This is a genomic window from Streptomyces sp. NPDC002520 (genome assembly GCF_053595235.1).
Map to the genome: position 1 here is coordinate 1 of NZ_JBSFXG010000030.1, position 13,138 is coordinate 13,138.

Annotated in this window: 14 protein-coding genes and 1 pseudogene; 7 read left to right on the forward strand and 8 right to left on the reverse strand. The window is 72.4% G+C overall.

From position 1 onward, the window contains the following. A pseudogene (locus ACWD5D_RS32145) lies at positions 1–95 on the forward strand (transglycosylase SLT domain-containing protein); the annotation flags it as partial. Positions 96–164: 69 nt separating this feature from the next. Here the strand turns inward: ACWD5D_RS32145 and ACWD5D_RS32150 are convergent. Continuing rightward, positions 165–701 (reverse strand): GlxA family transcriptional regulator, encoded by a 537-nt coding sequence (locus tag ACWD5D_RS32150; protein WP_451376302.1) that lies wholly within the window; start codon positions 699–701, stop codon positions 165–167. Between the two features lie 97 nt (positions 702–798). Here ACWD5D_RS32150 and ACWD5D_RS32155 point away from each other — a divergent pair, with 97 nt between their 5' ends. Beyond that, entirely contained in the window at positions 799–1,275 is a 477-nt protein-coding gene (locus ACWD5D_RS32155; protein ID WP_451376303.1) for a hypothetical protein, read from the forward strand. Between the two features lie 47 nt (positions 1,276–1,322). On the opposite strand, the gene ACWD5D_RS32160 is transcribed toward ACWD5D_RS32155, so the two are convergent. From ACWD5D_RS32160 to acs, 7 genes are all read right to left on the reverse strand, one after another. Next, positions 1,323–1,895: a dihydrofolate reductase family protein gene (locus ACWD5D_RS32160; protein WP_451376304.1), complete on the reverse strand. Its 573-nt coding sequence runs from the start codon at positions 1,893–1,895 to the stop codon at positions 1,323–1,325. A gap of 155 nt (positions 1,896–2,050) precedes the next feature. Further along, on the reverse strand, positions 2,051–2,326 hold the full coding sequence (locus tag ACWD5D_RS32165) for a hypothetical protein (protein WP_451376305.1): 276 nt from the start codon (positions 2,324–2,326) through the stop codon (positions 2,051–2,053). Positions 2,327–2,397: 71 nt separating this feature from the next. After that, the gene (fabG, locus tag ACWD5D_RS32170; protein ID WP_451376306.1) at positions 2,398–3,246 is read right to left on the reverse strand and encodes a 3-oxoacyl-ACP reductase FabG; all 849 of its coding nucleotides are present in this window, start codon (positions 3,244–3,246) and stop codon (positions 2,398–2,400) included. Beyond that, positions 3,243–4,307 (reverse strand): alpha/beta fold hydrolase, encoded by a 1,065-nt coding sequence (locus ACWD5D_RS32175; protein ID WP_451376307.1) that lies wholly within the window; start codon positions 4,305–4,307, stop codon positions 3,243–3,245. The genes fabG and ACWD5D_RS32175 overlap by 4 nt, the downstream gene beginning before the upstream one ends. Further along, positions 4,304–4,651, reverse strand: a complete 348-nt coding sequence (locus ACWD5D_RS32180; RefSeq protein WP_451376308.1) for a hypothetical protein — start codon at positions 4,649–4,651, stop codon at positions 4,304–4,306. The genes ACWD5D_RS32175 and ACWD5D_RS32180 overlap by 4 nt, the downstream gene beginning before the upstream one ends. Further along, a complete protein-coding gene (gene bktB / locus ACWD5D_RS32185; RefSeq protein WP_451376309.1) occupies positions 4,651–5,853 on the reverse strand; it encodes a beta-ketothiolase BktB in 1,203 nt (400 codons plus the stop codon). Before bktB ends, ACWD5D_RS32180 begins: the two co-directional genes overlap by 1 nt. Positions 5,854–5,880: 27 nt before the next feature. Then, positions 5,881–7,857, reverse strand: coding sequence for an acetate--CoA ligase (gene acs, locus ACWD5D_RS32190; protein ID WP_451376310.1), 1,977 nt, complete (start codon positions 7,855–7,857; stop codon positions 5,881–5,883). A gap of 213 nt (positions 7,858–8,070) precedes the next feature. Between acs and ACWD5D_RS32195 the strand changes: the two genes are divergently transcribed. The 5 genes from ACWD5D_RS32195 (at position 8,071) to ACWD5D_RS32215 (ending at position 12,858) form a co-directional block, all read left to right on the forward strand. Continuing rightward, positions 8,071–9,144, forward strand: a complete 1,074-nt coding sequence (locus ACWD5D_RS32195) for a sensor histidine kinase (RefSeq protein WP_451376311.1) — start codon at positions 8,071–8,073, stop codon at positions 9,142–9,144. Between the two features lie 13 nt (positions 9,145–9,157). After that, positions 9,158–9,934, forward strand: a complete 777-nt coding sequence (locus ACWD5D_RS32200) for a LytR/AlgR family response regulator transcription factor (protein WP_451376312.1) — start codon at positions 9,158–9,160, stop codon at positions 9,932–9,934. Further along, the gene (locus tag ACWD5D_RS32205; protein WP_451376313.1) at positions 9,931–10,278 is read left to right on the forward strand and encodes a hypothetical protein; all 348 of its coding nucleotides are present in this window, start codon (positions 9,931–9,933) and stop codon (positions 10,276–10,278) included. Before ACWD5D_RS32200 ends, ACWD5D_RS32205 begins: the two co-directional genes overlap by 4 nt. Then, positions 10,275–11,951, forward strand: a complete 1,677-nt coding sequence (locus ACWD5D_RS32210; protein ID WP_451376314.1) for a sodium/solute symporter — start codon at positions 10,275–10,277, stop codon at positions 11,949–11,951. Before ACWD5D_RS32205 ends, ACWD5D_RS32210 begins: the two co-directional genes overlap by 4 nt. A 238-nt stretch (positions 11,952–12,189) precedes the next feature. Next, entirely contained in the window at positions 12,190–12,858 is a 669-nt protein-coding gene (locus ACWD5D_RS32215) for an adenylate kinase (RefSeq protein ID WP_451376315.1), read from the forward strand. Positions 12,859–13,138 lie beyond the last annotated feature (280 nt).

Consider the following 13,138-nt stretch of genomic DNA (forward strand, 5'->3'; position numbering starts at 1 on the left):
ACAGCATCACCGACCCCGTCGCCAACATCACCGCCGCCGCCAACTACGCCGCCCACCGCTACGGCTCCATCGACAACGTCAACTCCGCCTACTGATCCGGCGCACGGACAGCGGGACGACGCGGACGCGGCCCTTCGGCCGCCACGTCGTCCGGGGGCGACCCGTCAGTCGGCCGATGTGAGATCGTCTCGGCGCGTCGTGCGGAAACGGGCCCGGTACACGGTGGGGGGCACGCCCAACCCGGCCTGGAATGCGCGGCGCAGGGATTCCGAGGAGCCGAAGCCGACCTGCCGGGCGACCTGTTCCACGGTGTCATCACCCGCCTCCAGCAGGGCCTGAGCCGCCTCCACACGCACGGCCTCCGCGTACTGGCCGGGAGTCATGCCGGCCTTCTCGCGGAACAGACGGCTGATGTGACGAATGCTCAGCCCGACGCTCCTGGCGAGCGCGGGAAGGCTGTGGTCGGCCGACGGATCGGCGGCCACCGCGTCCATTGCGGCACGAAGTGCCGGGTCGACGGGCCGGGTCTGGGCGAGTCGCGTACTGAACTGGGACTGTCCGCCGGGCCGGGCCATGAAGACGACCAGTTTGCGTGCGACGGCGCGGGCGACGTCGGCACCGTGATCGTCTTCGACCAGGGCCAGAGCGAGGTCGATACCGGCCGTGACACCGGCCGAGGTGATGATGTGGCCGTCACGCACGAACAGGTGGTCCGCCTCGAGGGCCGGCCCCCGTTGTCAGTGGGCCTCGCTAACGTGGCAGTGATCTTGTGGATGTCGCATCGGAGGGGGCGTCACGATGGGTGCCAGTGGCTGGACGTACGTCACCGCGTTCCACGGCAGCGTGGAGAAGTCCCTGGAGGCTCTGCACGCGCGGGTCTTCCAGGAACTCTACGGCGACGACGAGACGTACCGGAGCATCGAGGAGCTGTGGCGGGACGCGGAGTTCATGGGCGAGGAGGGGACCCACTCGATCCTGGACATCGATCGTGTCGTCCACACGACCGCCGCCCCGTCGGACCGCGACATCAAGGACTACGGGACGCTGCGCCCGCTGGCACCCGAGCGCGTGAGGCACCATTTCGGCACCGATCGCCCTGCGCCCGGCCGGTTCGAGGAGTTGCTCACCCGGGCCGCTTCGGCCAACAGGTTTCCGTCCGACCGCGCCGAGACGCTCCTTGCCGAGTGCCGTATGCGGTGGACCGGTGTCTACGTCGTTCTGTACACCGACGACGAGCCCACTCACCTGGGAATATTCGGGTTCTCGGGCGACTGAGCCGCAGGGCGTCCCGGCGTGACGGACAGCGGGACGCAGGCGCCCTGTCAGTGGACGACGTCGAAGACCTGCTTCTGCAGGCCGTTGCTGTAGACGTCGTGCTCGACCAGCTTCAGCTTCTGGGTGTCCTTGTCCGTGGCGCTGAACAGTCGCTTGCCGGCGCCGAGCAGCAGCGGGAAGACGAGCAGGTGGTAGCGGTCGATCAGGCCGGCGTCCGAGAGGCTGTGGTTCAGGGAGACGCTGCCGTGGACGATGATCGGGCCTCCCTCGGTCTTCTTCAGGGCGGCGACCTCGTCGAGTGAGCGCAGGATCGTGGTCTCGCCCCAGTTGGTGACCAGCTTGTCCTCGGTGAGGCTGGTGGAGACGACGTACTTCGGCATCGTCTTGTAGTGGGCGAAGTCCTCCATGTCCGGCCAGACCGGACTGAAGGCCTCGTAGCTGGCCCGGCCCATCAGGATCGCGGTGGCCTCCTGCTGCTCCCGCCCCTTGATCTCGAAGGCCTCGGGCACGAACTCGACCTCCTTGAAGGTCCATCCGGCGTTCCGGTAGCCCGGTTCACCGCCCGGGGCCTCCATGACGCCGTCGAGCGAGATGAAGGCGGTGCTGATCAGGGTGCGCATGGAGGTTTCCTCGGGGTCTCGGGTGCGGCTTCCGACTGCCAGGATCCATCCGACAAAATAATTTGTCAAGAAAATCAAAGCTGTCGGTGAGCTGTCGGTGCGACGGCAATCTGCCGGCGGCCGGCACGGCGGCGGCCACCGGCAGGTGCCTCAGGTCAGCCCAGCAGCTGACGGAGCACGCCCACGGAGACGGCGTTGAGTTCCTTCGTCAGACCGGTCTGGGTGCGCACGACGTCCGCGGTCCAGTCGGCACCGGCCTGCGAGGTCTGCTCCTGGACGCGCACCGCCGCGATCACCGACTTGTCGCAGGCATCGACGACGGCGAGGCCGCTCTGCCTGACGGCGTGCCGGTACTTGTCCTGGATGTCCGCCAGCTCGCGTATCGCCGCGTCGAACGTGGCGCCGTACTCTTCGGCTTTCATGCCCTGCATGGATTCCTCCTGTGGGGTGGGGTTTCTGGACGGCCCTTCCCTCGCGGGGTGCGGGGAAGGGAGTTGACGGTTCACATGTCGAGGCCGCCGTTGACGCCCCAGACCTGTCCGGTGATGTAGGCGGAGGCGTCGTCGGCCAGGAAGCGCACCAGCCGGGCCACCTCCTCGGGGCGGCCGAGCCGGCCCAGCGGGACCTGGGCGACGATGCGGTCGAGCACCTTGGCCGGGATGTGCTCCAGCATCTCGGTGGCGATGAAGCCGGGGGTGACGGCGTTGACCGTGATGCCGGGTCCGTACGGGTCCTGGTGCCCGGTCTTGGCCAGGTGGAAGGCGGCTTCCCGGGCGAGGGTCTTGGTGAGGCCGAAGAGGCCCGACTTGGTGGCGGCGTAGTTGGCCTGGCCGATGTTGCCCGTCTCGCCGATCACCGAGGAGATCATCACGATCCGGCCGGACCCCTGCTCGACCATGCGGCCGAGCGCCGCCTGGGCGAGGTAGAAGGGACCGGAGAGGTTGACGTCCAGCACCCGCTGCCAGTCGTCGTCGCACATTCTGGCCACCGTGCGGTCGATCGTGATGCCCGCGTTGTTGACCAGCACGTCGATGCGGCCGTGCCGTTCGACCACGTCGGCGACCAGGCGCCGGCAGTCCTCGGCGGAGCTGACGTCCCCCTGGTGGGCGCTGACCCGCTCGCCGTGCGGTCCGAACTCGGTGCGGCACTGGTCGATGAACTCCCGCGCACGCCCGGTGTTTCCCGCGTACGCGACGGCGACCGTGGCTCCCGCGCCGGCCAGGCTGCGGCTGATGGCGGCGCCGATGCCGCGGGTGCCGCCGGTGACGAGGGCGACCCGGCCGCGCAGGCTCTGGCCGGCGGAGGTGGAGGAGGTGGGGGCGGGGGTGGAGAAGGGGGCGGTGACGGTCACGGGGTGCTCCTTGTGGGGGAAGGGGCCGAGCGGGCGGCGAGCCAGCCGGCGATGTCGGGCCAGATGCGGTCCCGGGCCTTGGAACCGGCCATGAGACCGATGTGCCCGCCCGGGCGGTCGAAATGGGTGACGTCGGCACTGCCGACGCGGTCGAGGAAGGGCAGGGTGCCCTCGCGGGGGGCGATGTGGTCGCCCGCGGCGGTCACCACGAGGACGGCGGCGTCGATCCGGGCGGGATCCACGCGCCGCCCGCGCAGCCGCAGGGTGCCGGACGCGAAGCGGTTGTCCTGGTACAGCCAGCTGATCCACTCGCGGTAGGCGCGGGCCGGGAAGGGCGGATTGTCGGCGACCCAGCGCGCCATCGACTGGAAGGCCTCGCGGTCGACGGTGCCCTGCTCCACCTGGTCCCACAGCCTGCGGTACGTGGTCACGTAGTTGCCCACCGGCTTGAGCATCTTGTTCGCCCAGTCGATGGCGTGCCCGGGGACGACCCGCAGATCCGCGAGGGCGTCGACGTCGTACGTGTCGGCCGTGACCCACCGCCGGTACACCGAGCCCTCGGTGTCGAAGGGCATGGTGAGCAGGACCGTGTTCGCCACCGGGCCTCCCGGGTGCAGGGCCGCGTACATCGCGGTGAACGCCGCGCCCATGCACCAGCCGGCCAGGGACACCCGGTCGCTGCCCGAGCTGCGCAGCACCCGGCGTACGGCCCAGTGCAGTTGGTCGCAGACGTAAGTCTCCAGGCCGCGGTCGGCGTCCTCCTCGTCGGGTACGCCCCAGTCGAGCAGGTAGACGTCGAAGCCCTCGCCGAGCAGGAACTCCACGAAGGAGTTCCCGGGCCGCAGGTCGAAGACGTCCGGCCGGTTGATCAGCGCGAACACGAGCAGTACCGGGACGGGGTGGCGGCGCCGGTCGCTGCGGTAGCGGTAGAGCGTGGTCGTGCGGTGGGTCCAGACGACGTCGCGGGGGGTGGCCGCGATGTTCGCCTCGTCGGCGGTGAGGATCAGGTTGGCGGCCTCGGCCGTCACCCGTGCGGGGCTCAGTGGGTGGGGGATGGTCACGGCCCGGCCTCCTCGTCCGCCGGCCGGCCCCCCAGCTCGTCACGCAGGTCCTCGACCTCTTGAAGTACGCGCTCCAACTTGTCTTCGGTACGGGCGAGTTGGCGACCCAGCCGGGTCATGTCGGCGCGGCCCGCGAGCCGCATGTTGCGCAGCACCAGATCGCAGGTCTCTGTGCTGATGCGGGTCAGCGCGGCGAAGTTGCCGGCGCTCAGGCCCAGCAGTTCGGCGAAGTTGCTGCCGGTGACCAGGTGCTCGGTGGCCTCGGCGGCCTGCTGCTCCATCGACTCGTACCAGTCGCGGAACGGCTTCTGGGCCCAGCCGAGGATGGGGTTCTCGGTGCCCATCACCGGCCTCCCTCGCGCTCGAACAGTGCGGCGATGCCCTGGCCGCCGCCGATGCACATGGACACCACGGCGTACCGGCCGTCGACGCGGCGCAGTTCGTGCAGCGCCTTCACGGTGAGCAGGGCGCCGGTGGCGCCGACCGGATGGCCGAGCCCGATGCCGCTGCCGTTGGGGTTGACGCGCTCCGGCGGCAGCCCGAGCTCCCTGATCACGGCCAGGGCCTGGGCGGCGAACGCCTCGTTGACCTCGTAGACGTCGATGTCGTCCACCTTCAGGCCGGTGTCGTCCAGCAGGCGGCTGATCGCCGGGGAGGGGCCGATGCCCATGTAGGCCGGCTCGACTCCGACGTGACGGTAGGAGACCAGGCGGGCCAGCGGTTCCAGGCCGCGTTCCCCGGCCACGTCCGCGTCGGCCAGGACGACGGCCGCGGCGGCGTCGTTGATGCCGGAGGAGTTGCCCGCGGTGACGGTGCCGCCGGGCTTGAAGGCCGGGCGGAGCTTGGCGAGGTCGGCCTCGGTGATGCCGGGCCGCGTGTGCTCGTCGGTGGTGACCTGGACCGTGCCCTTACGGGTGGGGACATCCACGGGGACGATCTGGCCCGTGAAGCGGCCTTCGGCCGTCGCGGCGGCGGCCCGGTGGTGGCTGGTGAGCGCCAGCTGGTCCTGGTCCTCGCGGGAGACCTCCCAGCGCTCGGCGACGTTCTCGGCGGTGATGCCCATGTGGACACCGTCGAAGGGGTCGGTGAGCGCCGCGACCATGGCGTCGAGCATCTGACCGTCGCCCATCCGGGCACCCCAGCGGGCCTGCGGAAGCCAGTACGGGCCGCGGCTCATCGCCTCGGCGCCTCCGCCCACGGCCACCTGGCAGTCGCCGAGCGCGATGCTCTGGGCGGCCGAGACGACGGCCTGCAGGCCGCTGCCGCACAGCCGGTTGACGTTCATCGCCGGGACCGTCACCGGCAGTCCGGCCTGGACGGTGGCCACCCTGGCCAGGTAGAGGTCGCGCTGCTCGGTGGGAATGACGTGGCCGAAGACCACCTGCCCCGTCTCTTCGGGGGCTACGCCGCTGCGCTCCAGCGCTTCGCGGGTGACCAGGGTCGCCAGGTCGGTAGGGAGGACGTCGGCGAGCGCGCCGCCGAACTTGCCGATGGGGGTGCGGACAGCGCTCAGGACGACGATGCCGCGGTTGGTGTGCTGCTTCATGGGGATGCCGTTCTCGTCTCGTGGGGTTCAGTGGGCGGTGGGGGTCGCGGCGGCGGGGGTGACGGCGGCGCCGAGGACGGCCATCACGTCCGGTTCGCCGAGCGTGCTGACGTCGCCGGTCTCCTGGCCGGAGAGCAGATCGCGCAGCAGGCGGCGCATGATCTTCCCGGAGCGCGTCTTGGGCAGGTCCGCGGTCCAGACGAACTTCTTGGGCCGGGCCAGCTTGCCGATGCGGACGGCGATGTAGTCGCGCAGTTCGGTCTCCAGTGCCGCGTCGCCGGGGCGGTCGCCGTTCGGGGTCACGAAGGCCACCACGGCCTGGCCGGTGAGTTCGTCCGGGACCGCGACCACGGCAGCCTCGGCGACGGCTGGGTAGGCGGCGATGACCGACTCCACCTCGGCGGTGGAGAGCCGGTGGCCGGACACGTTGATGACGTCGTCGGTGCGTCCGAGGATCCACAGGCAGCCGTCCTCGTCCCGTCGGGCGGCGTCGCCCACCAGGTAGGTGTCCTTGCCGAAGCGGGAGTAGTAGGTCTTCACATAGCGCTCGTCGTCCCGGTACAGGGTGCGGAGCATGCTGGGCCACGGCGCGGTGAGGGAGAGGAGTCCGGTCCCGTCGGTGACCGGGGTGCCCTCGGCGTCGAGGAGTTCGGCGGACACGCCGGGCAGCGGGCGTGTGGCCGATCCCGGCTTGGCGGGGCCGGTCCCGGGCAGCGGAGCGATCATGATGCTGCCGGTCTCGGTCTGCCACCAGGTGTCCGCGATCGGGCAGCGGCCGCCTCCGATCACCCGGTGGTACCAGTGCCAGGCCGTGGGGTTGATGGGCTCGCCGCAGCTGCCCAGCAGCCGCAGCGAGGACAGGTCGTAGCGGCCCGGCAGCTCCTCGCCCCAGCTCATGGCGGCCCGGATGGCGGTGGGCGCGGTGTACAGCTGAGTGACGCCGTAACGCTCCACCAGCTCCCACCAGATGCCCTTGTGGGGATGGTCCGGCGCGCCCTCGAAGACCACCGAGGTGACGCCGTTGAGCAGCGGCCCGTAGACCAGGTAGCTGTGTCCCGTGATCCAGCCGATGTCGGCGGTGCAGAACCAGACGTCGTGCTCCGGGTCCAGGTCGAAGACGACCTGGTGGGTGTAGGCGACGCCGGTCAGGTAGCCGCCGGTGGTGTGGACGATGCCCTTGGGCGCGGCGGTGGACCCGGACGAGTAGAGGAGGAACAGGGGGTGTTCGGCCGGCAGCGGCACGGCGGGGCAGACCGGGTCGGCCGCGGCGCACAGGTCGGCGTACCAGCTGTCGCGGCCAGGACGCATGGGGCACGGCGCCTCGGCGGCGGCGACGACCACGACGTGCTCCAGGCCGGGCAGGGTGTCCAGCGTCTCCTCCAGGACCTGCTTGACCCCGGTGACGCGGCCCTTGCGGCGGGCGCCGTCGACGGTGACCAGCACCCTGGCGCCGCAGGCCGCCATCCGTTCGCCGACCGCCTGCGGGGCGAAGCCGCCGAAGACGACGTTGTGGACGGCGCCGATCCGGGCGCAGGCCAGCATCGCCACGATGGCCTCGGGGATCATGGGCAGGTGGAGGCCGACGACGTCGCCCGCGGTGACACCGAGGCCCTTGAGCGCGTTCGCGAACCGCTGGACCTCGTCGAGCAGCCCCGCGTACGTCAGCGTGCGGGTCTCGCCCTCCTCGCCATGCCAGTGGTAGGCGACGCGGTCGCCGCGCCCGGCGGCCACATGGCGGTCGAGACAGTTGGCCGAGGCGTTGAGCGTGCCGTCGGTGAACCAGCGGTGGAAGGGTGCCTCGGTGTCGTCCAGCACGGTGGTGAACGGCGTGTCCCAGGTCAGCCGGCGGGCCTGCTCCGCCCAGAAGCCGAGCCGGTCGGCCGCGGCCTGGGCGTAGAGGGTCTCGGGGTCCGTCTCGGACCGTCGGACGAAGGCGGGCGGTGCGGGGAAGGGGTCGGTCGTCGTCGGCCGGTCGAACTGCGGTCGCGGGGTGCGGTCCGTCACGGTGGTGCTCCTCTTGCCGTCCTGGGTGTCGCGGCCCCGCCGGTTCGGTCCTCGGCGGAATGCCTGGTCACAAAGGTGCGACCGTCGTCGCCCGGCAGGAAAGGGCAGCGCGACGGCCCGCATGCCGGGCGCGACGAACGGTCCGCGCGGCGCGACGAACGGTGGGCCGGCCGGTGACCGGCGCACCGGGCCGTGCGGTCGTACGGTGAGTAGGTGATCGGTGTCCGCCCGCCCGGGATCAGGCATCGGCGCACCCCGCTCGGAGCCGGAGGCGCCGACGTGGCCGCTGTGCTGCGGACCGCCCGCGGCATGGCCGACGAGCTGGCCGACGGCCTCACGCCGCAGGCCGCCGAGCGGGTGGCGCGCCGGGCCCGGACGCTGCTGGACGCCGACGGGGTCGTCCTGTGCGACCTGGCGGGCCCGCTCGGCACCGCCGGGAAGGTGCGCGAGGACGTGCGCGACCTGGCGGAGCGTGCCCTCACCGACGGCCGCACCGTGCGCGGCGGCGACGCCCTCGCCGCCCCGCTGCTCACCGGCGCGGAACCCATCGGGGCGCTGGTGGTGGCCGGTGCCCAGGTCACGGCCGAGCAGGTGGAGGCCCTGGCGGACTGGCTCGGCGAGGCCCTGGAACGTGCCGTGCTCGGTCTTGCCAGGGAGGAGCTCGCACTGGCCGAGCTGAGCCGCCTGCGTGCCCAGATCTCGCCGCACTTCCTCTACAACGGACTGTCCGCCATCGCCTCCCTGGTGCGGTCCGACCCGGAGCGGGCCCGGGACCTGCTGGTGCAGTTCTCCGAGCTGGCCCGCTACTCGTTCTCCGGGCGGGGACAGTTCACCACCGTCGCCGAGGAGTTCCGGGCCATCGAGGTGTATCTGCAGCTCGAACGGGCCCGCTTCGGCTCCCGGCTGTCGACCTCGGTACGGGTCGCCCCGGAGGTCCTCCCGGTGGCGTTGCCGTTCCTCACGCTGCAGCCGCTGGTGGAGAACGCGATCCGGCACGGCATCGAACCGCGCCCGGGCGGCGGGACGGTCACCGTGACGGGCGCGGCGGTGGGCCCCGACTGCACCATCACGGTCGAGGACGACGGCACGGGCATGGAGCCGGAGCTGGCGGAGGCGGTGCTTGCCGGGCGGGGGGAGCGTTCCGGGATCGGCCTGGCCAACGTGGACCAGCGGCTGCGCACCCTGTACGGCCCGGAATACGGGCTCGTGGTGGAGACCGCGCCCGGCGCGGGCACCCGCATCACCTTCCGAGTGCCGCTGTCCGCACCGGGGATGGCGACGAGATGACCGGGGTGTCGCCATGAGCGAAGAACTGTCGGTGCTGGTCGTCGAGGACGAGCCGCTGGGCCTCGACGAACTGGTCCACCTGCTGCGCGGCGTCCCCGGGGTGGGAGAGGTGGTCTCGGCCCCCGATGCGATGTCCGCGCTGAAGCTGCTGCGCCACCGCGAGTTCGACGTCGCCTTCCTCGACATCGGCATGCCCGGACTGGACGGCATGGAGCTGGCCGCGGTGCTCTCCCGGCTGGCCCGGCCGCCCGCCGTCGTCTTCGTCACCGCCTCGCAGCAGCACGCGGTGGACGCCTTCGGTGTCGGAGCCGCGGACTACCTCCTCAAGCCCGCCTCCGCCGGTCGGGTGCGCCAGGCTCTGGATCGGGTCCGCCGGGCCCGCGCGGCCCCGGTCCCCCGCGCCGCCGCGCCGCCCGAACCGGCCGGTGACCTGGCCGTGCTCAAGGTCGAGTCCGAGGGCCGGACCCGGTACGTGCGGCGGGAGCAGGTGCGTTTCGTGGAGGCGCACGGCGACCATGTGCGACTGGACACCCGGGACGGGCGCTTCCTGGTCCGCATGCCGCTGTCCACCCTCGAACGCGGCTGGTCCGAGGCGGGTTTCCTGCGGGTGCACCGCGGCTACCTGCTCGCCCTGCGAGCCGTGGAGGACCTGCGCACCGACGCCGTGGGTCAACTGGTCGCCCACACCGCGGGTGGCGACGTCCCGGTCAGCCGCCGTCACGCCCGCCGGCTGAAGGAACAGCTGTTCGCCGCCGCACGGGACGGCCGCCTCGGCGGGGTACGGCGATGAGCCGGCCACGCCGCGTGGCGGTGGTCAGCCCACAGACCCGGCTGGCGCTGGCCAGACGCTCGGCGTCCGGCCGGCACCTGGTCCTGCCGCCGGACTTCGACGCGACCGCCGCCCGCCGCGCCTATCTGCGCCAGCGCCGGCTCGCCGCTGTCACCGTGCTGGTGCTGGCCGCGCTGCTGCTGGCCCTGCCGCTCCTGATCGCCACGGTGCCGCAGCTGGGCACGGTCCGGTGGGCCGGCGTCCCGCTGTCCTGGCTCCTGGTCGGCGTGCTGGCCTACCCACTGCTGCTGCTCGCCGCCGTGGCCCTGCTGCGCCGTGCCGAGCGGGCGGAGCGCTCGCGATGACCATTGCCCTGATCTCCCTGGTGGCGCTGGCCACCCTGGCGATCGGGATGTTCAGTGTCCGGGTGGTGCGCAGCACAGCCGACTTCCTGGTCGCCGCCCGCAGTGTGTCCCCGGCGCTCAACGGTGCGTCGATCGCGGGCGAGTACCTTTCGCTGGCCTCGTTCCTGGGCGTCGCCGGCCTGGTGCTGCAGAGCGGCGTCGGTGCGCTCTGGTATCCGGTGGGATTCACCGCCGGGTACCTGGTCCTGCTGGTCGCGGTGGCCGCGCCGCTGCGCCGGTCCGGCGCCTACACCGTGCCCGACTTCGTGGAGAACCGGCTCCGCTCGCCGCCCGTGCGGCGGCTGGCCGGCCTGGCGGTGCTCCTCATCGGCTGGACCTATCTCGTGCCCCAGTTCCAGGGCGCCGGCCGCATCCTGGCCCGCTTCGGCGGCGTCCCGTACCCGCTGGGTGTGGCGCTCGCCGGGACCGTCGTGGCCGTGACCGTGGCCCTGGGCGGCATGCGCTCGGCGACCTACGTCCAGGCCTTCCAGTACGCCGTGAAGCTGTTCTTCCTGGCGGTGCCCGCACTCGCGCTGGTCATCGCGGTCGGGCCGGCGGGGAGGTCCGCGGCCGTCCATCCGGAGCGGGGCACCCAGTTCCGGCAGGCGACCACCGTCGAGTTCCACGCGCCGGCCGTCCTGCGGGTGCGCACCCCGGTCACGGTCACCGTCGACGACAGACCGACCACCTGGGCCGCGGGACACCACGCCGTCGCGGACGGCTCACGGGTGCGCTTCCCCCGGGGAACGGCGGTCCCCGAGCTGCGCGGCCCCGCCGAACTGGGCGGTCCGGCGTGGCGCACGCCCCTGCTCCGTCTGCCCGGCGGCACACATCCCCTGTTCCAGACGTGGTCGCTCCTTCTGGCCACCGTGCTGGGTACGGCCGGTCTGCCGCACATCCTGGTACGGCTGCACACCAGCCCGAACGGCAGGGCAGCGCGTCGCGCGGTGGTGGTCACGCTGGCCCTGCTGGGCCTCTTCTACCTGGCTCCGGCCGTGTACGGGCTGCTGGGCCGGACGGCGGCCCCCGAGCTGTATCTCACCGGAACCGGCGACACGGTTGTTCTGATCCTGTCCGAGGCGGCACTGGGCCCGCCGTGGGGCGCCGCGCTCTCCGCGGTCGTCGCCGCCGGCGCCTACGCGGCGTTCCTCGCCACCTCTTCGGGGCTGCTGCTGGTCGTGGCCGGCGGCATCGGCCACGACCTGCGCACCGGCTCGCTGCGTGCCCTGCGGACGACCGTCGCGTTGGGGGCCGTCGTGGGGGTGCTGCTGGCGCTCCCGGCACGCTCGCTGCAGATCAACGTCCTGGTCGGCTGGGCCTTCGCGATCGCCGCGTCCACACTCTGCCCGTTGCTGGTGCTCGGCATCTGGTGGCGCCGCCTCACGGCGACCGGCGCCGGCGCCGGACTCGTGACCGGCGCGGTCGCGGCAGCGGGCGCCGCCGTGGCCTCCGCGCTGGGCGCGGCGCACGGGGGCTGGCCCGGAACCCTCCTCATGCAGCCCGCCGCCTGGTCGGTGCCCCTGTCCTTCGCGGTCATGGTCGTCGTCTCCCTGCTGGGCCACCCGCCCCGCGGCGCAGAGGACCTCATGCTGGCCATGCACGTGCCGGAGCCTTCCGGGCCGGTCCCGCGCTGACGTCGGGCGCCCGACGAGCCGGTCCGGCCGACGGGCCGCCACGACGCCGGCTGTCCGCCACGACAGGGTGGGACATCGACGTCCGTCAGTGGCTCGACCTTCTGTCAGCGGCCGACCGTTCGACGTGGTCGGGCGACCTTTCGACGCGTCCGGGACACCGCCGACCGCGGTGTCCTTGTCCGGGTGCCACGCCGCCGCGCACGGTGGCCGTACTGGCACGTACGACGGAAGGCACCACATGGACCTCCTCCTCATCGGCCCGCCCGGCGTGGGAAAGGGCACGCAGGCGACCCGGCTGCGGCACACCCTGGGCCTCCCCCACCTGTCCACCGGGGATCTGCTGCGCCGCCATGTCGCGGAAGGGACCCGGCTCGGCTCCGCCGCTGCCGCACACATGCGGCGCGGGGAGCTCGTCCCGGACGCGTTGGTGACCGTGATGGCCCTGGACCGGATCACCAGTCCGTCCTGCGCGACGGGCGTCGTACTGGACGGCTTCCCCCGCACCCTCGCGCAGGCCGACGCCCTCGACACCGCGCTGGCCGGCCAGGGCCGACGGCTCGCGGCCGTCCTGCACTTGACCGCCCCCGACGACATGCTGCTGCGACGCCTGACCGGACGTCGCACCTGCGGCGACTGCGGGGAGAGCTACCACCTGGACGCCCGGCCGCCGCGCGCCGAGGGCCGGTGCGACAGCTGCGGGCACCTCCTCGTCCAGCGCCCCGACGACACCGTGGAGACCGCGCGCACGCGCCTGACGGTCCACACGCGGCAGACGCGGCCCCTGCTCACGCGGTACCGGTCGACCGGCGTTCTCCACGAGATCGACGGCCGCGGGGACGTCGGCGACGTCACCCGGCGCCTCCTCGACGTTCTCACGACGCAGGCTCCGGGCTCCTCGGCCCGTTGAGCCCCGGTGGCCACGTGCCGGACGGTCCGGAGGGTCACCGGGTGGTGCAGGCGGCACCGACCGAGCGGGGGCCGAGCGCGCCTGCGTGGACGGCGTCTGCGCCCTCACCAAGGCGGACCCGGCACCGTAGGCCGCCGCGATGTCGGCCGCGGAGAGCCCCGAGAACGCCGTCAAGCACGGGCAGGAGCGCTCCGACGTGTCCGACTTCCTCGGAGCAGAGCCGCCTGCGCCCCGGGATCCTACTGAGCCGTATTCGGCCGATTGACCCACGAAGCGAGGT

Bases quoted from the DNA above. Each gene is read 5' to 3' on its own strand.
- ACWD5D_RS32155 (WP_451376303.1), top strand. From the start codon at position 799: ATGGGTGCCAGTGGCTGGACGTACGTCACCGCGTTCCACGGCAGCGTG.
- ACWD5D_RS32160 (WP_451376304.1), bottom strand. From the start codon at position 1,895: ATGCGCACCCTGATCAGCACCGCCTTCATCTCGCTCGACGGCGTCATG.
- ACWD5D_RS32165 (WP_451376305.1), bottom strand. From the start codon at position 2,326: ATGCAGGGCATGAAAGCCGAAGAGTACGGCGCCACGTTCGACGCGGCG.
- ACWD5D_RS32180 (WP_451376308.1), bottom strand. From the start codon at position 4,651: ATGGGCACCGAGAACCCCATCCTCGGCTGGGCCCAGAAGCCGTTCCGC.
- bktB (WP_451376309.1), bottom strand. From the start codon at position 5,853: ATGAAGCAGCACACCAACCGCGGCATCGTCGTCCTGAGCGCTGTCCGC.
- ACWD5D_RS32200 (WP_451376312.1), top strand. From the start codon at position 9,158: ATGAGCGAAGAACTGTCGGTGCTGGTCGTCGAGGACGAGCCGCTGGGC.
- ACWD5D_RS32205 (WP_451376313.1), top strand. From the start codon at position 9,931: ATGAGCCGGCCACGCCGCGTGGCGGTGGTCAGCCCACAGACCCGGCTG.
- ACWD5D_RS32210 (WP_451376314.1), top strand. From the start codon at position 10,275: ATGACCATTGCCCTGATCTCCCTGGTGGCGCTGGCCACCCTGGCGATC.
- ACWD5D_RS32215 (WP_451376315.1), top strand. From the start codon at position 12,190: ATGGACCTCCTCCTCATCGGCCCGCCCGGCGTGGGAAAGGGCACGCAG.